This window comes from Sphingomonas sp. R647 (assembly GCF_020177055.1).
GTDB lineage: Bacteria > Pseudomonadota > Alphaproteobacteria > Sphingomonadales > Sphingomonadaceae > Sphingomonas.
In genome coordinates, this window is sequence record NZ_JAIQXT010000001.1 from 218,626 (window position 1) to 240,977 (window position 22,352).

Sequence of the window (22,352 nt, forward strand, 5' to 3'; positions counted from 1 at the left end):
AGCCCCCGGGACGGCGTCTGGCGGCGGAGACTGGGTGGTTAGGTGCCGTTAGCCGGATGAGGTGGCCTTGCGGTCATGATCCAAACGATGGCTGCAGCATGAAACAGCAGGGTGAGAAAGAGCAGCGATACGGAGGCGACCATCGCAAATCCCGCTGGCAGATTTTCACCTCCAGTGTCCGTCATTGCGAAAAACAGCCAAGCGCCCATTCCGTAGACGAATATCGCACAGGGAACGAATGCAGCGTGGGCTAACAGACGCCCCCTGATGCGCCGACGCGCTAGAATGGCGAACGACAGAAGTGGTGCAAAAAAGGTCGCAGCAGACCACCCGGCAACTATCAGCAGAACAGCACTTAGCGGAAGGCCCTCAAGAACATGTCTCAATGATATTAAGGCAGTTTGCGCGAGAAGGAGGGCGGCTATCGCGGTGATGCCTGCATAGATGGGAATTACGATCCGTCTCATGGGGGCATAGCGCCATGAAAGTCAGATGACCGCAATGGGGTCGTTTGCGGACCGTCCGCGTTCGGGATGGCGGTAACAGCGCCGCAACGGCGGAAACTGGGTGGAAAGCGGTCGTTGCGGTGACCGGTCCACGCGAGCTACACCAGTCCCATGAACGCCGCTTCCGAACTACCTTTGTCCGACTGGAATTGGGCGGAGCTTATGCTCCATCAGGCGTTGGTCGGCGCGATCAGTCCGAATTTCAGGTTGGTCGAGTTAGGCTTTGAGAGTGGGTGTTGGAGCATCGTAGTAACGCTCACAGAGGACCGTTCCGATGACCGCGAAATGGTCGAAGAGGTCTGCGACGATATGTCATGCTATCTTATGGATTTGCAGGGTCGAATTAGCCGGGCAGCGGAGGCGAATTGCGCTGCGACGGTTGTTGTTTCTCGAGAGCCAATCATCGTGGACCCTGCATCGTCCCGACGGCGGGTATTCATGATGCGTCAAAACTGACCCGGCCACGTCCCCTTGGGGTCGTTTGTAGCCCGTCCGCTGATGGGAGGGCGTCACGAGCGCGGAAACGTCGAATGATGGGTGGTGTTCGGACTGTCAGATTTTGGCGAAGAAGCGCCTAAGGTTGGTGCCGCGAACATGGTGGGCCGATTTCGTTTCGTTCGCGCGACCTTGGAAGCATCAGCATGACCAGGCTCGCCACAGTCAACAGGGCAAGCGTAAACACACTCCCTTCCGGTCCCTCCCCGGCACCATTGAGCCAGGCCGGCCCGACAGGCACCAGTTTCACCACCAGTGCGGGCAGACCGGTGTCCAAACCCGTAATCGGCACAGCAAAACCGGTGCCCCCAAACCAGTTCCAGCCGACGTGCCAGCCCATCACCCCCCAAATCGAATTCGAACGACGCACCCAAGCGCAGGCGAAAATCGCGAAGATGAAGGTCATGACCAAATCCGGCACCGTTGCTCTAGGCGAAAGGTGAGCAAAGGTGAAAGCGGCGGACGACAATATGAAGGCAGCAGTCATGTTCCAACGCCGCATGATGGTTGAGAACAGCCAGCCGCGAAAAACATACTCCTCCACGCTCGCTTGCACGGCAAAGCCGGCGAGCAACAGCGCGATCCAGCCAAGCGCAGCAGGGGTGGCAAAGGCGGGGGCCAGATCAGCGACACGGTACCCGCCGGAAATGGCTATCGCCGTCACGATCGCGCCCATCATCGCTACGCCAACGGCCAGTCCGGTCAGGAACTTTTTGAGCCCCCCTTCGCCGCAAAGTCCGGCACTTGCGAGGCTTCTCTTTTCAACCCAGCGAACCCAACCAGATACCGCAAGCCCCAAGGCGCTGAACGAAACCAACATCAGGAAAAAGCCGAAGGGCCCGCGCGGGGGGCCCATCGGCTCAGTAAAGCCGAGATATGCGAGTCCGAGATCACCCGGCAACATGCTGATGACAAGAAGGAAAATGCAGATAAAGGGTGCGGCGATACTCGGCGCAATCCAGCCCTTGGCCGGCTCATCGGAAAAGACCATCTGTGTCATGCCGGCTGAGTTACCCGCTGGCAGCGGACGACTATAGAACGATCGTGCGGAACAGGTCCGAGCGAAGCCACTCTTTTGGCGTGAGACCAACTGTCTTGCGGAATGTGCGACCAAAGTGGCTCTGATCCGCAAAGCCAGCACCATGGGCAGCCTCAGCCAGCTTCGCGCCTTCGCGTAACAGCCGCTTGGCAAGCTCGACTCGCCGATACTGCAAATAGCGATAGGGGCTGGTGCCAAGCAACGCCCTGAAATCGCGTGAAAGCTGCCAACGGTCGCAGCCAGAAACTTGTTCAAGTTCATCAAGTCGCGTGCCGACAACGACGGCGGTTTCAAGAAATTCGCGCGCCCGCATCACAGCTGTTCGGTTGGCGATCCTCACAGTTGCCACCCTGGCAGCCGCATTGTTCATGGCATGGGCCAGATCGTAAAGCGCGTCTTCATAGGCACCCGGATCCTCGACACCCGCGCAGTCGACAACCAGGTTGAAGGCTGCCGCGATCAAGGCGGGATCTGTCGAGACGCCATTAGCGACAAACGGCAGTTCCGCGCCTCCAAGCACTGCCTGGACATGAGTTGGCGGAACATAGGCCGCTCGATAGCTGAATCCGGCCTCATCATGGCAATGTCCATCATGCAATTCGTCGGGGTGAAGAATCAGCACCTGACCCGCCAACGAATACCGTATCTCCCTGCGATAGTTGAACGTCTGCACCCCAGCCATAGTCACAGCGACGGTGTAAGTGTCGTGCCGATGCGGCGAAAACGCTGCCCCGACCAGCCGATTTGTGACTCGTTCAATCGGCTCGAACGAGCCGGCCCAATCCGATGGGTTCGAGGAGCGCGCTGCGGAATTCATCGATTGTATATTGGCCGTAAGGAGCAACAAGGCAAACCTTGCGAGTTCGAATAGGGATGTCAAATCGCTTGCATAACTTTCAGGCCTATACTTTCTTTTCCTGCAAAAGTGGTCTCCCTTCACACTTGGAAGTCCGTCGGACTGGCCTCTTCCAGGTCTGCAAGCTACAACAACCTGCCGTTGGCGCTTCCCCTGATTGGATGACAGCTTTCAACAACACTGGCCGGGGCCACGAACGACCGCTTCGGGGTCGTGGGTAGACTGGCCGGTTCTGGATTTCACAGCAAAGAAAGCCGCCATTCGGAGCGCGGCCTTAAACTAAGCGCAACGCCCCGTCAGCTAGTGCATCTAATAACTTCTATAAAAAAAGCACGGATACGAGCAGACGCTCGCGGATCGTGCTCATACTTCGGCGTGAGGGATAGACAACTCCGCTTCGAGGCCACCGCCCATTCGATTGCGCAATTTGAGGTCCCCCCCATGCGCGCGCGCGATGCTGCGGGAGGTCGCTAGTCCCAATCCGATACCGCCAGTAGTGCGGCTTCGCGAAGGCTCAAGCCGGTAAAAGGGCTCGAAGACACGATCGAGATCTTGCGCCGCAATCCCGGGTCCCTTGTCGCGAACAAGGATCAGCGCTTCGCCCGCGTGTGAGCCGAATTCGACATCGACCTGACCGGCATAGATGGCTGCGTTTTCGATCAAATTGTCGATCGCTCGGCTGAGCGCGAGGGGCTCGCCCATCACCGGCAGCGAGTCGCTTCCAGACAAGGTCACGCGATGGTTTCGCTCGCGTGCGTCGGCGACACAGAGGCCGACAATTTCGGCTAGGTCAACGCGCTCGAACGGCTCGACCTCGTTGCCGCGCCGCGCGAAAGCGAGCGACTGAGCGATCATCGCTTCCATCCGGCGGATGTCGGCCGCCATGCGGTCGCGCTGCTTTGCGGGCAGCGCCTCGACGCTGAGGCGCAGTCCGGTCAGGGGCGTACGCAGATCGTGCGCTATCGCCGTGGCCATCGCGATGCGGTCACGAATATGGTGGCGTAAGCGATCCTGCATCCGGTTGATCGATCGTGCCGCAGTGACGATTTCAGCGGGGCCGGAGGGCGTGAGCGGCGTGGCGCCTGAATCGATGCCGATGCGCTCCGCTGCCTGCGCGAAAAGTCGAACGGGACGGGTAAGGGCGCGTGCGCTCCACCAGCCGATCGGCGCGGTCAGGAGCAGGCTCAGCGCAAATGCCGTCAGCACGCGCACCCGCCAGGCAGTGAGTGGCCCCTCGGATGGTTGAAGAGTGATCCACTCTCCGTTCGTTTGCCGCACGCTCACCGCGAACGCGGGAAAGGTGACAGCATGCAACCGTAGCAGGGCTCGATAGCGGGCCGAAGCGGCGGGATCATCCATGCGCGCGCCTGTCGCGCGCACCGGCACGATCGTGACCTTGGCGGGCCCGGTTGCCCGGTCAAGTGTGCGGACCACGACCGCGTTGGGCGCAAGGCGGAGCGCTTCGGCGATGCTCTCCGCGATGAGCCGATCCGACCCGCTGGAAGAACCGTCTTTCACGAACGGCTGCGCGCTGCGTTCGCGGACGAAGCCAGCCTCGGCTAGCCGCGTGTCGGGTACCGACAGTGCAGCGATCGCATCGACAATCGCCATTCGTCGCGCTTCTGGCGGCGGAGACAGGAACAACAGGCAGATCGCGATCGCCTGAGCCGCGAGCGCACCGCCGGCGATCACTAGTGCGACTTGTAGCCGGATCGAAGGAACGTAGCTCACTCGCGGTGTGCCGGCACGGTGAAGATATAGCCCTCACCGCGGACCGTCTCGATCAGGGTCTCGCCCCCGCCCGGCGCAAGCTTGCGGCGCAGGCGGCTGACCTGTAGGTCGATCGCGCGGTCGTAGATATCACTGTTGATCCCGCGCGCGGCGTCGATCAATTGGTTACGACTGAGGACCTGGCGCGGCCGTTCGAGAAAGGCGCGCAACAGTGCCATCTCGCCGCTGGTGAGGATCACATTGGTCCCAGTCGGATCGGTGAGCCGGCTGGTCGCCATGTCGAGCCTCCAGCCCGCGAATTGCCGCGCTGATCCACCGGCATTCGGATTCTCCCTTCGCCGCAGCAGTGCCCGGATGCGAGCGAGCAGTTCGCGGGGTTCGAACGGCTTGGCAAGATAGTCGTCGGCGCCCATTTCCAGCCCGACGATTCGGTCCGTCGTCTCGCCCAGTGCGCTGAGCATGAGCACCGGCGTGCCGCCCGATCGCAAGCGACGGCAGATCGACAGGCCGTCTTCACCAGGCATCATCACGTCGAGAACGATTAAATCGATGGGGCCTGCGCCGAACGCCCGATCCATCTCAGCGCCGTTGGCGGCCAGCCCGACTGCAAAGCCATGGGCCGACAGATAGTCGCAAAGGCCCTGGCGAATGCTGGCGTCGTCGTCGACAACAAGAAGCTTAACTGCGTCGCTCACCACGTCCTTTTCGTCGTGCTTGATGTCAGGATTTTGTCAGGCCGGACAAGAAGCTGAACATGTCCCGACACGGAACGCCCCCATCACCCTTTGCGGACAAGGAGGCGAATATGCGCATGACGATGAGAAAATCTGCCGCGACGTTGGCGTTGATGGTGCCAGCAATCGGGCCAAGCCACGCCGATGCGGGACGGCACGAGTCCCGGCAGCACATAGCGCATTGCGCACTCGCCGCGACCGTGGTTGCCGATAAGCCGTGCCGGGAGACTCGTTATGGCGCGGTGATCGGCGAAAGCGATGCGGAAGCTGGCCGTCTCGCCGCGTTGGTCGCTGAGGGCGAAATTCGGTTCGAGCGGCATTTCGGCCGCCCCCCGCCGCGGCATCTGCTGGGCCAGGGCATCACACCGGACCAGCGTCGCGCGCTGACGGCAGCGGGCTTTGTCCGAACCTTGCCATGGCTGACTGCCGGCGAACTCGAGGAACAGTCGCTGTCGTCGATCCGGCGGGGCATCGAGGGGCGGCCGGGCGGTTTGCCGGCTGGGCCGGAGAGATTGGCAGCAGTCGAAAAGGCACAGCAGGCCTGGCGCGCGTCGAGCACGCTGGAAAAGCGACATGCCCAGGACGCCGGCGTCGTGCCACACGAAATGGCACATGGTTGGTACGTCAGCAGCTTTTGGCCCGGCGTCGGGCTTGATCGGGGAGGACATTATGGCGGGCCGGGGCCTGACTGGCTCGACGAGACGGCCGCGGTGCTAGCAGAAGGCGATGCGTTCACCGACACGCGCCGCCAAGGCTTCGCGAAGGTCTATCAAGGCAAGCAACCCGCCAATACGCCGATGGCGGCGATCACTGTCTCGGAGTTGCTCGACCTCGATCGCTTCCTGCATCAGGAGCATCCGATGAATGGCCTCCAGCAACCGCTGATCAAGAGCGCCGCTACGCGTGGCGGTCAAACCGTGGTGGCGCTAACTGGCGAGGAAGCGCAACGTGCGGCCAGAGGTGGAATCGTCTTTTACATGCAAAGCCGGCTGTTTGCCGACTTTCTGATTGAACGCACCGGCGACCTGGCCGTGTTCGGAAGCATCGCCGAGGCCTTCTCGCGTGGCGAGACGATCGAGCAGTGGCTTGCCGCCAATGGGAAGGCCAAACGTCTCGGCGCCACCGTGCCCCTGCTACAGTCGCAGTGGCTGGCCTGGCTTGCAGCACGTTACGGACCGCAAGCCGAGGGATGAGGTCTGTCGCCCTAGCGGGGGCGAGCGGCTGACCAGCGCGCCGGCGATGGCCGGCGGCTTCAGGGAGTGCCACAAGTAGCAGGAAAACAACTCCTGCCTCGAAGCTGTCGCAAGTCGGCTAAACGAACGGGACTTTCGGAACGCGGGTTGATCGACGCGAACAAACAAGATGGGGCGCCTTCGCGACTAGCAGCTCTCGCCGAAGCCAGACAGGCCGCTCACGGGCCGTGTGCAGCCTGGCAGATTTCAGATAGTTGGCACGAGAAAGCCGCTGTTACAGCCCGTCGTCGCCATCGGCTTCTGGCGACCCAGAATAGTTGGTCTGCGCCGCATGTTGGTGTCCCGAAAACAGTCTTTCTGGCCAGTTACCGCGTAAGACTGCGCGGCTCGATCAGGGCGACGGCTTCAACAATGCCGCCGAAGCTCAGGCGCTCGCAGGCGGACTAGATTCGCCGCCTAGGGCCCGAAGAAGCGCATGAGCAGTGCCCTCGCTCGATGCCGGGTTCTGGCCGGTAATCACCAACCCATCGGACACGATATTGGGTTGGAACGGGCTGCCGTTTGAGAATTCGGCACCCTGGGCGCGCAACTTGTCCTCCAGGAGGTAGGGAACGATGTCGGTCAGGCCGACCGCTTCCTCTTCTGCGTTGGTGAAGCCGGTGACGTTGCGCCCCTTTACGATCGGCGCGCCGTCGGGAGCGGTAACCGACTTGAGAACAGCTGGCGCATGACAGACCAGTCCGACCGGCTTTCCGGATGCAAGCGCGGCTTCGATCAGTTCCTTGGACGTCCGACTTTCGGCGAGATCCCAGAGCGGGCCGTGACCGCCGGGATAGAAGACACCGTCGAACGCGGCGACGTCGATATCGGCAAGCTGCAGCGTTGACGCGAGTTGTGCCTGGGCTTCGGCATCCTGCTTGAACCGTTCGGTCGCTGCGGTTTGCGCGTCCGGTTCGTCGGACTTGGGGTCGAGCGGCGGCTGGCCGCCGGCCGGGCTGGCGAGCGTTATGTCGTGGCCGGCGTCCTTGAGCACATAATAGGGGGCGGCGAATTCCTCGAGCCAGAAGCCTGTCTTCTTGCCAGTGTCGCCGAGCTGGCCATGGCTGGTCAGGATCATCAGGATCTTCATGCGGATCGTCCTTTACGCGTTGGGGCAGGGCACGACTGTGTCGGCGCGTCTGGGCGTGGGAACCCGTCAGCGCGCAATGAGTTTCGCGACCGGAACGTTTTTCCTCGACGGTTTGAGATCGTGCGCGGACAGCGCGTGTGCAAGGCGCGCTTTCGTCTTGCCGCCGCCAGAAGCGCGCAATTGCGAATTTATTCAACGGATATTGAATTAAGGTCGCAGGACACCGATCTGGTCGCGCAAGGAGCAGTGGATGAGCGAGCGACGTGGCCGCGGACGGCCGAAGGAAACCGATACCGATACCAGCGCGCTGATCGCGCGGTCGGCGCTGCTGCGCTTTGCGGCGCAGGGTTACGACGCGACGAGCCTGCGCGAGATCGCGGGCGATGCGGGGGTCGATGTGGCGCTGGTCGCCTATCGCTTTGGTGGCAAGGAGGGCCTCTGGAAGGCGATCGTGTCGCAGGCGGCGCGCGATCTGCACGCGGCGCTGCAGGCGGCTGAGGCGGACCGGGCCCCGGTCGAACGGTTGCGGCATGCCATGCGGACCCTCATCGCCTATCTGCTCGAGCGGCCCGAGGTGCCGCGCCTGTTGCTGCGCGACATCACGATCGACAGCGCTCGGTCACGCTGGCTGCTGGATGAGCTGTCCTCGCCGCTGCATTCCCATTTCTACGATCTTGCCGTCGCGGCGGCGGGCAATGGCGTAGGCAGAGCTCCCGATCACCTGCAGTTTCGGGTTGCCAACTTTATCTACGCCGCAGCCAGCGCGGTCGCGCGTCGCGAACGGCTGACGCTGCTGGTCGACGGAATCGCCGACGATGCGGCGTTCGCGGCGGCGCTGGAGGCGACGCTGGTCGAAGGGGCGCTGCGTTGTGAGTGAACGTCCCGTCCTGATCGATGATGCGGCCGGTTACAGGTTCAAGCCGCACGAGATGCCGATCTTGCCCGGGTCGCCCGCCAATCCGGATCACCCGCGCGGGCGGCGCATCGCCTATCTTGGCATCGGGATCTTCATGGGCCTGCTTGGCGGCGCGCAGAACGGGTTTCTGCTGGCCAATGCCGGTGCGCTGCAGGCGCAACTGGCACTGACCCCGTCAGAGGCAGGATGGCTGACAGTCGCCTTCTACTCGACCTATGCGACCATGAGCATGATGCTTTTCCGAGTCCGGCAGGAATTCGGCATCCAGATGTTCGTGCGCTGGGCAATGGTCGGCCTGGTCGCGGCCAATTTCGTGCAGATGATCCAGCCCGGCTATTATCCCGAGCTTGCCGGCCGGGCGGTTGCCGGGATTACCGCGAGCGGCCTGTCGGCGCTGGCGATCTATTATCTGATGCAGGGGCTGCCCGCGGCGGTGCGCGTCGGAGGGCTGGTCATTTCGCTGGGGCTTACGCAGGTCGCGTTTCCGCTGACCCGCGCGCTCTCCCCCGCTTTGCTGGTCGATGGCGACATGAGCCGCGTGTTCCAGTTCCAGTTTGCGCTGTCGCTACTGGGTCTGGGGCTGGTCACGTTGCTGCGGCTGCCGCCGGGTATCCGCAAGAAGACGTTCGAACCGCTCGACATCCCCAGTATTGCGCTGTTCGTGATCGGCGTTTCGGCGCTGTGCGCCTTTCTGATCCAGGGGCGCATCGAGTGGTGGGACACGCCCTGGCTCGGCTATGCGCTCGCCCTGTCGATCCTTGGCATCGGCGGCTGCCTGTTGATCGAAGCCAATCGCAAAAGCCCGATGCTCGACCTGAGCTGGTTGTCGAGCCGGGCGATCCTGGGGCTGGCACTGATCGGCGCGACCGTGCGCATTCTGGTGGCCGAGCAGGGTTTTGGCGCGAGCGGCATGTTTGCCGCGCTGGGGTTCGGCAATGACCAGCTGGTCGGTTACTTCTGGGTGCTGACCGGCGCGACCTTTGGCGGGATGATGGTGTCGGTAGCGCGGCTCGACCCGCGCGACTTGACCCGGCCGGTGCTGGTGGCGGTTGCGCTGATCTGCTTTGCCGCATTCGCCGATACCCGCACCGGCGTGATGAGCCGACCACAGGACTTGTATCTGACGCAGGCCGCCATCGCTTTCGCCGCCGTCTTCGCGATGGGGCCGCTGCTGATGGAAGGCATGCTGCGTGCGCTGGCGGCGGGACAAAATTATGTGGTCAGCTTCATCGCGATCTTTTCGCTGTCACAGTCGTTGGGCGGGCTTGCGGGGATCTCGCTGCTGTCCGCCTATCATACGATCCGGCTCAAGACCCATCTGATCGATGCCGGCAACACGCTTACGCTGGGCAATGCACCATTGGCGCAGGCGCTGAGCAACGCCGCGCAGCGGGTTGCACCCGTGCAGCTCGATCCGGCGCTGCGGCAGCAGGCGGCGTCGGCGAGCATTTCGGCTGAGGTGGGTCGCGAAGCCGCCGTGCTCGCGTTCAACGACGTGTTTTTCGTGATCGGTACGCTGTCCGCGCTGACCTTCGTCGCGCTGCTGGTGCCGTGGCTCATCAACAAGATTCGCGGGCGCAATCCGCTCGCCAAGGAACTGGCCTTCATGGAGGCCATGCGCACAGGGACGAAGCAATGACGAAAGAAGCTGAAAGCGGACCCGAAGCCGTCGTCCGTGAGGACGAAGCGCCCGCGGTCGAGCAACAGACGGGGTGGGCGCCAGGCCGGTCGCGCCGCAACATTGCAATCGCGGTGGTCGCGATCGTCATCGGCGCGCTGGTGGCGCTCTTTGCCTGGGGGCTGCCGCCGTTCGACGGCGCAAACCAGACGACGAACAACGCCTATGTCCGGGGGCGGACGACCATCGTCAGCCCGCAGGTCGGCGGTTATCTGGTCGACGTGCCCGTGACCGACTTTCAGCGTGTCGAGAAGGGCGATCTGCTCGCCCGGATCGACGACACGCCGTTCCGCGAGAAGGTGCAGCAGGGCGCGGCCAACACCGCCGCGCAGCGCGCGACGCTTGCCAACAGTGCGCAGAGCCTGCGCTCGGCACAGGCGCAACTTGACCTTCAGGATGCGGCGGTCGCGGCGGCGCGTGCCGGACTGCAGAAGGCGCAGGCGGACATGTACCGGATCGCGGAACTGGTCGACGAAGGATCGGTCTCGCTGCGCGAACGCGATCAGGCGCGTGCAGCGCTGCAACAGGCACAGGCGGGCGTGCGACAGGCGCAGGCGCAGCGCGCAATCGCGGCGCAGAATGTGCGATCGGTGACCGTGGGGCGCGGCGCGCTCGAAGCACAGGTGGCCGGGGCACAGGCAACCAAGGGACTTGCCGATTTCGAACTGTCGCGCACCGAAATCCGGGCCGCGCGCTCGGGTCGGCTCAGTGAAGTCACCGCGCGCGTCGGTCAGCTCGTCACGCCCGGAAGCCAGCTGATGTACATCGTGCCGGACGATTTATGGGTGGTCGCCAATTTCAAGGAAACGCAGACCGCGAAAATGGCGGTCGGCCAGCGCGCGACGCTGGAGATCGACGCGCTGGGCGGGATCCGCCTCACCGGACGCGTCCAGAGCATCGCGCCGGCCGCGAGCAGCGAGTTCAGCTTGGTCAAGCCCGACACCGGCGCGGGGAATTTCGTGAAGGTGCCCCAGCGGATCGCGGTGCGCATCATCCTCGACAAGGGCCAGGACGCGGCGCGTCGGCTCGGGCCGGGGATGTCCGTCGTCGCCACGGTTCACACGAAGGGATGAGGATCATGCGCAAGTCCATGACATTGGCGGCATTGTCCGTCCTCGCCCTGTCCGCCTGCGCGCCGGCCTTGCAGCAGGTGCCGCCGGGCAGCGCCGTCGTTCCCCCGACCGAGTGGCGCACTACGCTTGGCGTGACGGCGCCCGTCGAGGCGGATTGGTGGAACGGGTTCGGTGATCCGCAGCTCACCCGGCTGGTCGAGCAGGCGCGGCTGAACAATGCCGATGTCCAGATCGCCGCCGCGCGCGTCGATGAGGCTCGCGCGACCGAGCTCGGATCGCGTGGTTATCTGCTGCCATCGGTGGGGGCGGGCCTCGACGGCGGGGTGCGGCGCGAGGTTTCGCCTTTCGGGCGGGCGCAGGAGTCGGTTGTGGCGCAGCCGACCTTTCGCGCTTCGTACGAGCTTGACCTGTTCGGCAAGAACGCCGCGCGGGTCGACGCCGCCAAGGCCGGCGTTGCGGCGAGTGCGGCAAGCGCGGAAGCGGCCAGGCTGTCGGTGACCGCCGCGACTGCGACAGGCTACATCATCCTGCTCGCGCTCGACAAGCGTCTCGAGGTGCTGGAAGCGACGCGCGACGCGCGGGCGCGGGCGCTCAAGTTCGCGCGCGACCGGGCGGAGGTCGGCTACACCTCGCAGCTCGAATTGCGTCAGGCAGAGGCGGAGTATCAGGCGACGGTGCAACTGCTCCCGCAGCTGAAGGCACAGATTGCGCGACAGGAAAATGCGCTATCCGTTCTGACCGGCGCGGTGCCCGGCGCGATTGAGCGCGGCGGGACGCTGGACCAGCTGCGCCAGCCGGCGCCGCCGGCGACGCTGCCGTCGCAGCTGCTGCGGCGTCGCCCCGACATCGCCGCTGCGGAATATGCCATCGCCGCCGCCGACGCTCGCATGCGCGTGGCGCGCGCCGAGTTCATGCCGTCGATCAACCTCGGGGTGAGCTCCGGGGTGGCGCTATCCGACCTGCTCGCCAATCCGATCGGCGTCTGGTCGCTGGGCGGCAGTGTGCTTGCCCCAATCTTTCAGGGCGGCAGGTTGCAGGCGCAGCTCGACGGGCTGACGGCGCAGCGCGATCAGGCCGCTTGGAACTATCGCTCGGCGGTGCTCAACGCCTTTCGCGAGGTCGAAGATCGGATGGCTGTAATGACAAATCTGCGCGAACAGGAGGTGGCGCTTATGGCGCAGCAAAAGGCGGTCGCGGACGCCTTGCGCCACGCGCAGAACCGGTACCGTGCCGGCTACACGCCTCACATCGAACAGATCGATGCGCAGCGCGCACTGCTCGGGGTGGAACTTTCGCTCGTTCAGGCGCGTGCGGACAAACTGACGGCAATGGTTGGGCTGTTTCAGGCAGTGGGGGGCGCGCCCGAATAGGGTTCGGGTCGCCCGCGCAGGACGACCCGGCTTAAGTTACGGGAGGCAGGCTTTCGTCAGACGGGCCTCTAACATCGCCCGAGGGGACGGTTGGCCCATGACCGCTTTCGGGATCGTCATTATCATGATTGAATGACCGGTCATGGGCCGCTTTGCTGTCCCGCGGCTTGTGGCACAGCAGCCTGACTGCTTGTCGGCCGCATGCGGACTGGCAGATTTTGGGCGGCTGGCGTGCCTAAGCGGACATAAACGATTTCATCGCGCGCACGGCTGATAATGGGCCGAGAAAGGAATGGCAGGTTTTGTCGGTGGTCGCATGAAAGCGGACCACTCTGCGCCTTGGACCAGCTTATACGTTGCTGACGGGCGAAGCGCTCTCAAGAAGATGATTCGGAAAGTGCAGCGTGAATGCAGCACCTCCCTGCTCATGGTTCGCGGCCGATGCCCGGATGCCCATCGCGTCGGCAAAGCCCTTCACGATGGCAAGCCCAAGACCGCTGCCGCCATGGCGGTCGCTGCCACGGCCCTGCGCAAAGGTTTCGAATATCCGCGCTTCCTGACCAATCGGAAGGCCGGGTCCCTCATCCCGAATCGATAGTTCGACGGCATCAGGGGTCCGGCGCCCAAGGATCGTGATCGTTCCGCGCTCGCTGCCATGCTGCGCCGCGTTGGCCAGCAGGTTGATCAATATGTGGTGAAGCAACGTCGGGTCGGCGCTGACGAAGGGTAGATTTGCGGGCACCTTGAGATCGATATGCCGACCGCGGAACAGATCCTTGAGGGCATGGACCGCACCGCCGATCGCGTCGGTCAGGTCGATCGGCTCGGGGCGCAGCGCGAGCGTGCCGGAATCGATGCGGACCATCTCGATCAGATTGTCGAGGAAGCGCCGCAGCCGAGCGACCTCCATGCGTGCGATCGGTAGGCTCGGCGTGCCAGGATGGTCGATGGCGATCGCCTCGATCGCGGTCGCGACCGACGTTAATGGCGTGCGCAGGTCGTGACCGATCGATGACAGCAGCGCCGCGCGGAGCCGGTCGCGCTCTTTGAGGAGGCTGACCTCGCGCACCTCGTCTTCCAGCTTCAACCGTTCGTGCGCCAGCGCCGCCTGACCAAGCAGGGTCTGGAGCAGCACCGCGCGGTCGGCGCGCACCGGATCGCGACCGTCCGGCCGTGCGATGCCGATGACGGCGAGCACGCCGAGCGCGGTCTTGAGCGGGTGAAACTGCCAGTCGGCTGCATTGAGGGTGGCGGTTCCCACACCCGACGCTTCGGCGCGGTCCCAGGCCCAGTCGGCGGCCGCGCGGTTCACCGGCCCCAGCTCGCCGCGTGCCGCCGGGCAGCTTGCGACGATCGAAAGCTCATCGACGCGCCGATTGAGCAGGATGACGTTGAGGTCGAGCAATCGCGATACCTCGTCACAGATGATCGTGCTGGTCGTTTCCCAATCCGATGCGCGCGCGAGCGCCTGACCGAACGCGGCGATCGCGGCATTCTCCTGCGCACCGCGTGCACCCAAAGTCGCGCGCGCCTTAAGCTTGCCCGCAAGGTTGGCGGTGAACGCGGCGATCCCGATCAGCACGAACATCGTCAGCAGGCTCTGCGGGTCGGCAATGGTGAACGTGTGGATCGGAGGCAGGAAAAAGAAGTTATAGGCCAGCCCGGCAAGCAGTCCGGTGGCCAGCCCCGGTCGCAATCCAAAGCGCCCGGAAGCGAGAATTACCGGCAGCAGAAAGATCAGATCGACGCCGCCCAGCCCGATCCACGGCTCCGCCAGCTTTCCGGCACCGATCGTCGCACCAATCATTGTTGCGATCACCGTGTAGACGCCCGGATCTCCCCATAAATCGTGCCCAGCCGCCTTGGCAGAGCGCATTGATCCGGTTTCTCCGGTCGCTGGGATGACATGCACCGCCAGCCCGTTTCCGGCGCGCAGCATCGCGTTCACGACCGATCCATGACGTAGTTCGAACCACCAGCTGCGCACCGACTTGCCGATCACGAGCTGGGTCGCACGCATCCCGGTAACGTGGGTGGTCAGCCCCTCGATGACATTGGCAGCGGGGACGGTCGCGATGGTCGCCCCAAGGCTCGCGGCAAGGCTGAGCGTATTGGCGATGCGGCGACGTTCCTCTTCGCCGAAGCGTTCGGCGCGCGGGGTCTCGATATAGACTGCCTGCCACGGCGCGCGCAGCGCATCGGCGAGCCGCTTGGCCGCCCGCACCAGCGCGTCCGACCCGGCCAGCTCGCTGATCGCGACCAGCACGCGCTCACCCCCGGCAAAGGTGCCGGGCAAAGCGCTGGCGTCGAGATGTTCGAGCAGCGCCTGATCGACGCTCAGCGCGGCGCGGCGCAGCGCCATCTCGCGCAGCGCCGACAGGTTAGGCTTGGAGAAGAAATGGCCGAGCGCGCGGGAGGCTTCGGCGGGGACATAGACCTTGCCGTCCTTAAGCCGCTCGATCAGCTCGTCGGGGGGCAGATCAACGACCTCAATCTCGGCACCGTCGAACACGCTGTCGGGCACCGTCTCGCGCACGCGCACCTTCGTGAAGCTCGCGACGACGTCGTTGAGGCTTTCGACATGCTGGACGTTGAGCGTCGTGTAGACATGGATGCCCGCGTCGAGCAGTTCCATCACGTCCTGCCAGCGCTTGGGATGGCGGCTGCCCTCGACATTGGTGTGCGCAAATTCGTCCACCAAAGCGAGCTGCGGGCGACGCGCCAGCACCGCGTCGAGGTCCATCTCTTCCAGCTCATGCCCGCGATAGGGCAGGGCGCGGCGGGCGATTACCTCGAACGGCGCGGCCAGCGCCTGCGTTTCCGCACGGCCATGGGTTTCGACCACCGCGACGACGACATCGGTGCCGGCGCGCAGCCGCTCTGCGCCCTCGCGCAGCATTTCGAACGTCTTGCCGACGCCGGGGGCAGCGCCGAGGAAGATTTTGAGGCGCCCGCGTTGCTCGCGCTTTGCGGCACGCAACAGGGCGTCGGGGGAGGGGCGTGTCGAGTCCGTCATCGTCAACCAGATCGTCCGTTTGGGCTGATCCTGTCGAAGCCCCGTCCCACACAGCGCGTGGAACAGCCCTTCGATAGGCTCAGGGCAAACGGGTTGGGGAAGCCGGACCGAAAGTCCAGCGACCATCGCGATCTATATGCATTCTTAATGCCCCGCGCCTGCATTCACCGGCGAACCTTAATGCGTTCAGCGCCTAATTGACCCTCCGAAACCATTCGGAGTCCGCCCCCCATGCCTGATGTCATCTGGCTCGCCGTGCTCGGCGGCCTGTTCCTTGCGACGCTCGCCTATTTGCGCCTGTGTGACGAGGCCTGAGATGAGCCTTCACCTGACGCTCGCCGGCATCACCGCGCTCGCCTTGCTCATCTACCTCGCCGCCGTGCTCGTCCGGCCCGAGAAGTTCTGAAAGTCCAGATCCTATGACCGTCCAGGGATGGGGGTTGATCCTCCTTTTCGTCGCGCTGGTCGCGGCGCTCGCCAAGCCGATGGGGCTGTGGCTGTTCGCATTGTATGAAGGCCGCCGCACGCCGCTGCACGCGGTGCTGGGTCCGATCGAGCGCGGCTTCTACAAGCTCGCAGGGATCGATCCGACCGTCGAGCAGAGCTGGCGCCGCTACGCGCTGCACCTGCTGATCTTCAACCTCGCGCTGCTGCTGTTCACCTATGCGGTGCTGCGGCTTCAGGGCGTGCTGCCGATGAACCCGCGCGGGTTGGCCGGGCTCACCGCCGATGGCGCGATGAACACCGCGATCAGCTTCACCACCAACACCAACTGGCAATGGTATTCGGGCGAGGTCGCGCTGTCGAACCTCAGCCAGATGCTGGGGCTGACGATCCATAACTTCCTGTCGGCGGCGACCGGCATCGCCATCGCCTTTGCGCTGTTCCGCGGCTTTGCGCGGCGGCAAGTGAGCGGGCTCGGCAATTTCTGGGCCGATCTCACCCGCGTGACGCTCTACCTGCTGCTGCCGCTGTGCATCGTCTATGCGCTGTTCCTCGTTGCCAATGGCGTGCCGCAGACCTTTGCCAGCCTGGTCGATGCGACCGGCCTTGAGGGCGTCAAACAGTCGATCGCGCTCGGCCCGGTTGCCTCGCAGGAGGCGATCAAGATGCTCGGCACCAATGGCGGCGGATTCTTCAACGCCAACAGCGCGCATCCGTTCGAGAACCCCAATGCGCTGACCAATCTCGTCCAGATGCTGTCGATCTTCGCGATCGGCGCGGGGCTGACCTGGACCTTTGGCAAGGCGGTCGGCAACACGCGTCAGGGCTGGGCGATCCTCACCGCGATGCTGATCCTGTTCACGGTTGGCGCAGGCGTCACCTATTGGGCCGAAGCCGCCGGTAACCCCCATTTCCACGCGCTTGGCGTTCCCGGCGGCAATATGGAGGGCAAGGAAGTCCGCTTCGGCATCGCCGCGAGCGCGCTGTTCTCGGTCGTCACGACTGCGGCTTCGTGCGGCGCGGTCAATGCGATGCACGACAGCTTCACCCCGCTCGGCGGCATGATCCCGTTGTTCAACATGCAGCTGGGTGAAGTCGTAATCGGCGGCGTCGGCGCGGGTATCTATGGCTTCCTGCTCTTCGCGATCCTCGCCGTGTTCGTTGCGGGGCTGATGGTCGGGCGCACGCCGGAATATGTCGGCAAGAAGATCGAAAGCCGGGAGGTCAAGCTCGCGGTGCTCGCCATCGCGATCCTGCCGCTGTCGATCCTTGGCTTCTCCGCCCTCGCCGCCGTGCTGCCCGACGGGCTGGCCGGGCCGCTCAACAAGGGACCGCATGGCTTTACGGAGATCGTCTACGCCTTCACCTCCGCGACCGGAAACAACGGCTCCGCCTTTGCCGGGATCACCTCGGGCACGCCCTTCTATAACGCGCTGCTCGGGGTCGCGATGTGGCTTGGCCGGTTCTTCGTGATCGTGCCGGTGCTCGCCATCGCGGGCAGCCTCGCTTCCAAGAAATACACGCCGGAAACCGCGGGCTCGTTCCCGACCACCGGTGCGCTGTGGGTTGGCCTGCTTGTCGGGATCATCCTGATCCTGGGCGGCTTGACCTTCCTCCCCTCGCTCGCGCTTGGACCCATCGCCGATCATATCGCGATGGTCCACGGCCAGCTGTTCTGAGTGCCGAACGATGACTACCAAATCCATGTTCACCGCTGACCTGATCCTCCCTGCGATCGGCGATGCATTCAAGAAGCTCGATCCGCGCGAGCTGATCCGCAACCCGGTGATGTTCGTCACCGCAGTCGTGGCGCTGCTCCTGACCGTGCTGCTCGGGATCGGTGGCGAAAACCTCGCCATCCCTTTCCAGATCCAGCTGATCGTGTGGCTGTGGCTGACCGTGTTGTTCGGCACCTTTGCCGAGGCACTGGCTGAGGGGCGTGGCCGTGCGCAGGCAGCCTCGCTGCGCGCGACCAAGGCCGAGCTTCAGGCCAAGCGCCTGATCGGTGTCGGTGACGCCTGGGGGCTGGTCGGCGCGTCGCTGCTCGCCAAGGGCGATCTGGTGCTGGTCGAGATGGGCGACCTGATCCCCGCCGATGGCGAAGTGGTGGAGGGCGTCGCGTCGGTCAACGAAAGTGCGATCACCGGCGAGAGCGCGCCGGTGATCCGCGAGGCGGGCGGCGATCGTTCGGCGGTGACGGCGGGCACGCGCGTCATCTCTGACCGCATCAAGGTGCGGGTCACTCAGGAGCCTGGTCAGGGCTTTCTCGATCGCATGATCGCGCTGGTCGAGGGCGCGGAGCGGCAGAAGACGCCGAACGAGATCGCGTTGACGATCCTGCTGGTCGGACTGACCATCATCTTCCTGATCGCGGTTGCGACGATTCCGGGCTTTGCCAGCTATGCCGGCGGGAGCATCCCGGTCGCGATCCTCGCGGCGCTGCTGATTACCCTGATCCCGACGACCATCGCGGCGCTGCTGTCGGCGATCGGCATTGCCGGCATGGACCGGCTGGTGCGGTTCAATGTGCTCGCCAAATCGGGGCGTGCGGTCGAGGCGGCGGGCGATATCGACGTGCTGCTGCTCGACAAGACCGGGACGATCACCATCGGCGATCGTCAGGCGAGCGAGTTCCGTCCACTGAGCGGCGTTGCGGTCGAGGATCTCGCTCACGCTGCTCTGCTCGCCAGCCTCGCCGACGAGACGCCCGAGGGCCGATCGGTCGTGGTCCTGGCGCGCGAGAAGTTCGGCGTGTCGGTGCCCAGCCTGCCCGCCGAAGCCGAGGTCATCCCGTTCACCGCGCAGACCCGCATTTCGGGCGTGAAGATCGCCGAAGGCCTGATCCAGAAGGGGGCGGTGGATTCGGTGCTGCGCGCCAATCCCGGCCTTGGCGACACGCCTGCTGCGGCAGAGCTGCGCAAGGCGACCGACGAGATCGCCCGCGCCGGCATGACCCCGCTCGCGGTCGCAAGGAATGGCAGGCTACTTGGTGCGGTCGCGCTCAAGGACGTGATCAAGGCCGGGGTGCGAGAACGCTTCGCCGAACTGCGCCGCATGGGCATCCGCACGGTGATGATCACCGGCGACAACCCGCTCACCGCCGCAGCAATCGCCGCCGAAGCCGGGGTCGACGACTTCCTCGCCGAGGCGACGCCGGAGGACAAGCTGGCGCTGATCCGCAAGGAACAGGCGGGAGGCAAGCTGGTCGCGATGTGTGGCGATGGGACCAACGACGCGCCCGCGCTCGCGCAGAGCGATGTCGGCGTGGCGATGAATACCGGGACACAGGCCGCGCGCGAGGCGGGCAATATGGTCGATCTCGACAGCGATCCGACCAAGCTGATTGAGATTGTCGGCTTGGGCAAACAGCTGCTGATGACCCGCGGTGCGCTGACGACGTTTTCGGTCGCCAACGATGTCGCGAAATATTTCGCGATCATTCCGGCGATGTTCGTCGCGCTCTATCCGGGACTTGGCGTGCTCAACGTGATGGGGCTCGGCTCGCCCGAAAGCGCGATTCTGTCGGCGATCATCTTCAACGCGCTGATCATCCCCTGCCTCGTTCCACTGGCGCTCAAGGGCGTCACCTACACGCCGATGGCCGCGGGTCCACTGCTCGGGCGCAATCTCGCCATTTACGGCCTGGGCGGTCTCGTCGCGCCGTTCATCGGCATCAAGCTCATCGACATGGCCGTCACCGGCCTCAACCTCGCCTGAGGATCTCCCTATGCTCACCGACCTCAAAACCGCTCTGCGCCCCGCATTCGTGCTTACCGCACTGTTCGCGCTCCTGCTCGGCCTCGCCTATCCCGCGCTGATCACCGGAATTGCTCAGATGGCCTTCCCACACCAGGCCAATGGCAGCCTGATCCGCGAAGGCGATCGGGTGATTGGCTCCGAACTGCTCGGCCAGAAGTTCACCGGCGACGGCTATTTCCACGGCCGCCCCTCTGCCGCCGGTGCCGATGGCTATGACGCCGCCGCCTCGGCCGGCTCGAACCTTGGCCCCACGTCGCAGGCTTTGGTCGATCGCGTGAAGGCCGATGCCGACGCCCACCGGACTTCACCAGGACAATCGGTCCCTGCCGATCTGGTGACGACCTCCGCTTCGGGGCTCGACCCCCATATCAGCCCCGAAGCGGCATTGTCCCAAGTCGTTCGCGTCGCCGCCGCGCGCAGCATCAAGCGCGCGACGGTCGAGGCGCTGGTCCGCCGTCACATCGAAGCGCCGATGTTCGGCTTGCTCGGGGAGAACCGGATCAATGTCCTCGCGCTCAATCGCGCGCTCGACGCGGTTCCCCGGGTAACGGCTCTCGACCGGACCGCGCCTCGGCCGTAACAGGAACCATGTCGCTATCGACCAAGGTTCTCGTCATCGAGGATGACGTCCATATCCGCCGCCTGCTCCGCGCCGCCCTCCAGCGCGCGGGGCATGTGGCGGTAGAGGCGAGCACCGCGCGAGAGGGGCTGTCTCTTCTCGACATCGAAAAGCCCGACGCGGTGTTGCTCGACCTCGGGCTGCCCGACCGCGACGGGATCGAACTCATCCAGCCGATCAAGGCGCGCTCGACCGCCACGCTGCTGGTTGTCTCCGCGCGCGAAGATGTAACTGAAAAGGTCGCCGCGCTCGACCTGGGTGCCGACGATTACCTGACCAAGCCATTCGACACAGAGGAGCTGCTCGCGCGTATCCGCACCGCGCTGCGCCATCGCCTTGCAAGCAGCGCCGACCGTGAGCTGGTAGCCATCGGCGAGATCGAGATCGATCTGGCGCACCGCCGCGTTCGACGCGCCGGCGAGGAAGTGCATCTGTCGCCCAAGGAATATGAACTTCTCGCCGAACTTGCGCGTCGTCCCGACCGCGTGATTAGCCACACACAGTTGTTGCAAACAGTTTGGGGTCCGGCACATGCGACGCGGGTCGATTATCTGCGGATTGTCGTCCGCAACCTCCGGCAGAAGCTGGAGGCCGACCCGGCAAGACCCGTGCTAATTCAGAACGAACCGGGAATTGGATACAGGCTCAAGACAACCTTTCGCTAGTGACCGCTTTCGAGCTGATCAAGTAGCCGGCCCAATGACTGCAATTGGGGCGCGAATCGGTCGCTTCCAGATCGCACTGGACACTTACACAAAACCGATTCTCAAGAGCCATGTGATCCCGCGAAACCCGCAGAAATCCGTGGGTTGAGGAGGCAGGTATTTCGGGTTCGAATCCTGTCTCTCCGACGATTGCCATTCCCGAGGGTGTTCCAAGGCCCCTCAAAACGCCTTTGTCTGCCAAAACAAGGAAAATTTACAACCACTTGACGGCCGTCCCGGATCCCAGGGCTGGCCTGCAGTGCACCGCGATTACTGCCAATTTGTTGGTTCAAAAACGACTGAACCAACAAGAAGCCAGCACTGACCCACGACATCTGGTCAGTGCGGGAGTTTGGCAAAATGCTGTCCGATATCGCGCCAAGAATCCCCAAACCCGAGCGAAAGACCGGCAAGCGGTCAGATGCCCGGTGCATTTAAGCCGCCGTTGCGCCGCTCATCCCGGCGGTTGAGCATCTTGAGCCGCCCAGTGATTTCAGCGCGCTGATCGTCGACCGGTTCGGCCGCTACCACAGCGCGCCGGAAGCGTTCGGAATTGCGGGCATCGAGGCCGATCCGCCCGGCGAGCGCGAGATTGGCATAGAGAATCCGGGTCGCAAGCTCGCGCCGCTCGCATTCCGTCGTGAGCACAGCCGCCCTGGCTACGAAAAAGCGACCGCCGCGAAGGGCGGCACGAGCAAGGACAGAGCGGTCCGGTCGCCTTCGCCTCTCGCCACGTTCATTTTTCCAGTCGATCATAGCTGTGACACAGCCTGCCCATTGCCGGTCGCACTTGAAGGTGGAGGCGAACTCGTGCGACCACGCGCCATGATCCGCCCCGCCCTGGAACTCTACTGGCCGCCCGTTCCCGGCGAACTGGCCATTTATGACACGCGGGATGGGCGATATCATGTCTTGAACCCTTCGGCGGCTGTGATCTGGTCGGCGATCGCTGCAGAAACGCCGGTCGCCCGGATAGCGGCAGACCTCGCCGCGCGGTTCGGCATCGCGGTGGATGTGATGCAGGCTGATGTCGATGCATTCGTCGCCAACGCGCTCCAGCTCGGGCTGCTGGTCGATGCGTAAGCTTGCG

General features: G+C 64.2%; 20 protein-coding genes. 12 read left to right on the top strand and 8 right to left on the bottom strand.

The genetic code is table 11. The features are described from left to right. Positions 1–38 precede the first annotated feature (38 nt). Complete coding sequence (locus tag K9B35_RS00905; RefSeq protein ID WP_224919926.1) at positions 39–467, bottom strand: hypothetical protein; 429 nt, start codon at positions 465–467, stop codon at positions 39–41. A gap of 150 nt (positions 468–617) precedes the next feature. Between K9B35_RS00905 and K9B35_RS00910 the strand changes: the two genes are divergently transcribed. Continuing rightward, entirely contained in the window at positions 618–962 is a 345-nt protein-coding gene (locus tag K9B35_RS00910; protein ID WP_224919927.1) for a hypothetical protein, read from the top strand. Between the two features lie 118 nt (positions 963–1,080). On the opposite strand, the gene K9B35_RS00915 is transcribed toward K9B35_RS00910, so the two are convergent. The 4 genes from K9B35_RS00915 to K9B35_RS00930 form a co-directional block, all read right to left on the bottom strand. Beyond that, a complete protein-coding gene (locus K9B35_RS00915; protein ID WP_224919928.1) occupies positions 1,081–2,001 on the bottom strand; it encodes a CPBP family intramembrane glutamic endopeptidase in 921 nt (306 codons plus the stop codon). 31 nt (positions 2,002–2,032) lie between these two features. After that, a complete protein-coding gene (locus tag K9B35_RS00920) occupies positions 2,033–2,857 on the bottom strand; it encodes a helix-turn-helix domain-containing protein (protein ID WP_224919929.1) in 825 nt (274 codons plus the stop codon). 402 nt (positions 2,858–3,259) lie between these two features. After that, positions 3,260–4,507 carry a sensor histidine kinase gene (locus K9B35_RS00925; protein ID WP_224919930.1) on the bottom strand — a complete coding sequence of 416 codons (1,248 nt, stop codon included), beginning with the start codon at positions 4,505–4,507 and terminating at the stop codon, positions 3,260–3,262. Positions 4,508–4,623: 116 nt separating this feature from the next. Next, positions 4,624–5,325, bottom strand: coding sequence for a response regulator (locus tag K9B35_RS00930; RefSeq protein WP_318245943.1), 702 nt, complete (start codon positions 5,323–5,325; stop codon positions 4,624–4,626). A gap of 107 nt (positions 5,326–5,432) precedes the next feature. Here K9B35_RS00930 and K9B35_RS00935 point away from each other — a divergent pair, with 107 nt between their 5' ends. Continuing rightward, positions 5,433–6,554: a hypothetical protein gene (locus K9B35_RS00935; RefSeq protein ID WP_224919931.1), complete on the top strand. Its 1,122-nt coding sequence runs from the start codon at positions 5,433–5,435 to the stop codon at positions 6,552–6,554. Positions 6,555–6,978: 424 nt separating this feature from the next. On the opposite strand, the gene K9B35_RS00940 is transcribed toward K9B35_RS00935, so the two are convergent. Then, positions 6,979–7,683 (bottom strand): type 1 glutamine amidotransferase domain-containing protein, encoded by a 705-nt coding sequence (locus K9B35_RS00940; protein WP_224919932.1) that lies wholly within the window; start codon positions 7,681–7,683, stop codon positions 6,979–6,981. Between the two features lie 250 nt (positions 7,684–7,933). Between K9B35_RS00940 and K9B35_RS00945 the strand changes: the two genes are divergently transcribed. Genes K9B35_RS00945 through K9B35_RS00960 form a run of 4 tightly spaced genes read left to right on the top strand, consistent with a single transcriptional unit; the run spans position 7,934 to position 12,720 of the window. After that, on the top strand, positions 7,934–8,560 hold the full coding sequence (locus tag K9B35_RS00945; protein WP_224919933.1) for a TetR/AcrR family transcriptional regulator: 627 nt from the start codon (positions 7,934–7,936) through the stop codon (positions 8,558–8,560). After that, positions 8,553–10,238, top strand: coding sequence for an MFS transporter (locus K9B35_RS00950; RefSeq protein WP_224919934.1), 1,686 nt, complete (start codon positions 8,553–8,555; stop codon positions 10,236–10,238). Before K9B35_RS00945 ends, K9B35_RS00950 begins: the two co-directional genes overlap by 8 nt. Then, positions 10,235–11,350 carry an HlyD family secretion protein gene (locus K9B35_RS00955; protein WP_224919935.1) on the top strand — a complete coding sequence of 372 codons (1,116 nt, stop codon included), beginning with the start codon at positions 10,235–10,237 and terminating at the stop codon, positions 11,348–11,350. Before K9B35_RS00950 ends, K9B35_RS00955 begins: the two co-directional genes overlap by 4 nt. Positions 11,351–11,355: 5 nt before the next feature. Then, entirely contained in the window at positions 11,356–12,720 is a 1,365-nt protein-coding gene (locus K9B35_RS00960; protein WP_224919936.1) for an efflux transporter outer membrane subunit, read from the top strand. A 349-nt stretch (positions 12,721–13,069) separates the two neighbouring features. Here the strand turns inward: K9B35_RS00960 and K9B35_RS00965 are convergent, their stop codons facing one another. After that, positions 13,070–15,736 carry a sensor histidine kinase gene (locus tag K9B35_RS00965; protein WP_224919937.1) on the bottom strand — a complete coding sequence of 889 codons (2,667 nt, stop codon included), beginning with the start codon at positions 15,734–15,736 and terminating at the stop codon, positions 13,070–13,072. Positions 15,737–16,052: 316 nt separating this feature from the next. On the opposite strand from K9B35_RS00965, the gene K9B35_RS00970 reads away from it, so the two are divergent. The 5 genes from K9B35_RS00970 to K9B35_RS00990 are packed head-to-tail and all read left to right on the top strand — an operon-like array spanning position 16,053 to position 21,223. Beyond that, the gene (locus tag K9B35_RS00970; protein ID WP_224919938.1) at positions 16,053–16,142 is read left to right on the top strand and encodes a potassium-transporting ATPase subunit F; all 90 of its coding nucleotides are present in this window, start codon (positions 16,053–16,055) and stop codon (positions 16,140–16,142) included. A gap of 13 nt (positions 16,143–16,155) precedes the next feature. Continuing rightward, on the top strand, positions 16,156–17,859 hold the full coding sequence (gene kdpA, locus K9B35_RS00975; RefSeq protein ID WP_224919939.1) for a potassium-transporting ATPase subunit KdpA: 1,704 nt from the start codon (positions 16,156–16,158) through the stop codon (positions 17,857–17,859). Between the two features lie 10 nt (positions 17,860–17,869). Further along, on the top strand, positions 17,870–19,897 hold the full coding sequence (kdpB, locus tag K9B35_RS00980) for a potassium-transporting ATPase subunit KdpB (protein WP_224919940.1): 2,028 nt from the start codon (positions 17,870–17,872) through the stop codon (positions 19,895–19,897). A gap of 10 nt (positions 19,898–19,907) precedes the next feature. Next, positions 19,908–20,519 (top strand): potassium-transporting ATPase subunit KdpC, encoded by a 612-nt coding sequence (gene kdpC, locus K9B35_RS00985; protein ID WP_224919941.1) that lies wholly within the window; start codon positions 19,908–19,910, stop codon positions 20,517–20,519. A gap of 8 nt (positions 20,520–20,527) precedes the next feature. Next, a complete protein-coding gene (locus K9B35_RS00990) occupies positions 20,528–21,223 on the top strand; it encodes a response regulator (protein ID WP_224919942.1) in 696 nt (231 codons plus the stop codon). A 456-nt stretch (positions 21,224–21,679) separates the two neighbouring features. Here K9B35_RS00990 and K9B35_RS00995 read toward each other — a convergent pair whose 3' ends face one another. Continuing rightward, the gene (locus K9B35_RS00995) at positions 21,680–22,018 is read right to left on the bottom strand and encodes a hypothetical protein (RefSeq protein WP_224919943.1); all 339 of its coding nucleotides are present in this window, start codon (positions 22,016–22,018) and stop codon (positions 21,680–21,682) included. 69 nt (positions 22,019–22,087) lie between these two features. Between K9B35_RS00995 and K9B35_RS01000 the strand changes: the two genes are divergently transcribed. Continuing rightward, positions 22,088–22,345, top strand: a complete 258-nt coding sequence (locus K9B35_RS01000) for an HPr-rel-A system PqqD family peptide chaperone (protein WP_224919944.1) — start codon at positions 22,088–22,090, stop codon at positions 22,343–22,345. Positions 22,346–22,352: the final 7 nt, after the last annotated feature.

Excerpts from the sequence above, each read along its gene's own strand:
- K9B35_RS00990 (WP_224919942.1), top strand. The coding sequence starts at position 20,528 with ATGTCGCTATCGACCAAGGTTCTCGTCATCGAGGATGACGTCCATATC.
- K9B35_RS00940 (WP_224919932.1), bottom strand. The coding sequence starts at position 7,683 with ATGAAGATCCTGATGATCCTGACCAGCCATGGCCAGCTCGGCGACACT.
- K9B35_RS00945 (WP_224919933.1), top strand. The coding sequence starts at position 7,934 with ATGAGCGAGCGACGTGGCCGCGGACGGCCGAAGGAAACCGATACCGAT.
- K9B35_RS00995 (WP_224919943.1), bottom strand. The coding sequence starts at position 22,018 with ATGATCGACTGGAAAAATGAACGTGGCGAGAGGCGAAGGCGACCGGAC.
- K9B35_RS00920 (WP_224919929.1), bottom strand. The coding sequence starts at position 2,857 with ATGAATTCCGCAGCGCGCTCCTCGAACCCATCGGATTGGGCCGGCTCG.
- K9B35_RS00915 (WP_224919928.1), bottom strand. The coding sequence starts at position 2,001 with ATGACACAGATGGTCTTTTCCGATGAGCCGGCCAAGGGCTGGATTGCG.
- kdpC (WP_224919941.1), top strand. The coding sequence starts at position 19,908 with ATGCTCACCGACCTCAAAACCGCTCTGCGCCCCGCATTCGTGCTTACC.
- K9B35_RS00965 (WP_224919937.1), bottom strand. The coding sequence starts at position 15,736 with ATGACGGACTCGACACGCCCCTCCCCCGACGCCCTGTTGCGTGCCGCA.
- K9B35_RS00960 (WP_224919936.1), top strand. The coding sequence starts at position 11,356 with ATGCGCAAGTCCATGACATTGGCGGCATTGTCCGTCCTCGCCCTGTCC.
- K9B35_RS00935 (WP_224919931.1), top strand. The coding sequence starts at position 5,433 with ATGCGCATGACGATGAGAAAATCTGCCGCGACGTTGGCGTTGATGGTG.
- kdpB (WP_224919940.1), top strand. The coding sequence starts at position 17,870 with ATGACTACCAAATCCATGTTCACCGCTGACCTGATCCTCCCTGCGATC.
- K9B35_RS00910 (WP_224919927.1), top strand. The coding sequence starts at position 618 with ATGAACGCCGCTTCCGAACTACCTTTGTCCGACTGGAATTGGGCGGAG.
- K9B35_RS01000 (WP_224919944.1), top strand. The coding sequence starts at position 22,088 with ATGATCCGCCCCGCCCTGGAACTCTACTGGCCGCCCGTTCCCGGCGAA.
- kdpA (WP_224919939.1), top strand. The coding sequence starts at position 16,156 with ATGACCGTCCAGGGATGGGGGTTGATCCTCCTTTTCGTCGCGCTGGTC.
- K9B35_RS00970 (WP_224919938.1), top strand. The coding sequence starts at position 16,053 with ATGAGCCTTCACCTGACGCTCGCCGGCATCACCGCGCTCGCCTTGCTC.
- K9B35_RS00905 (WP_224919926.1), bottom strand. The coding sequence starts at position 467 with ATGAGACGGATCGTAATTCCCATCTATGCAGGCATCACCGCGATAGCC.
- K9B35_RS00925 (WP_224919930.1), bottom strand. The coding sequence starts at position 4,507 with ATGGCGATTGTCGATGCGATCGCTGCACTGTCGGTACCCGACACGCGG.
- K9B35_RS00955 (WP_224919935.1), top strand. The coding sequence starts at position 10,235 with ATGACGAAAGAAGCTGAAAGCGGACCCGAAGCCGTCGTCCGTGAGGAC.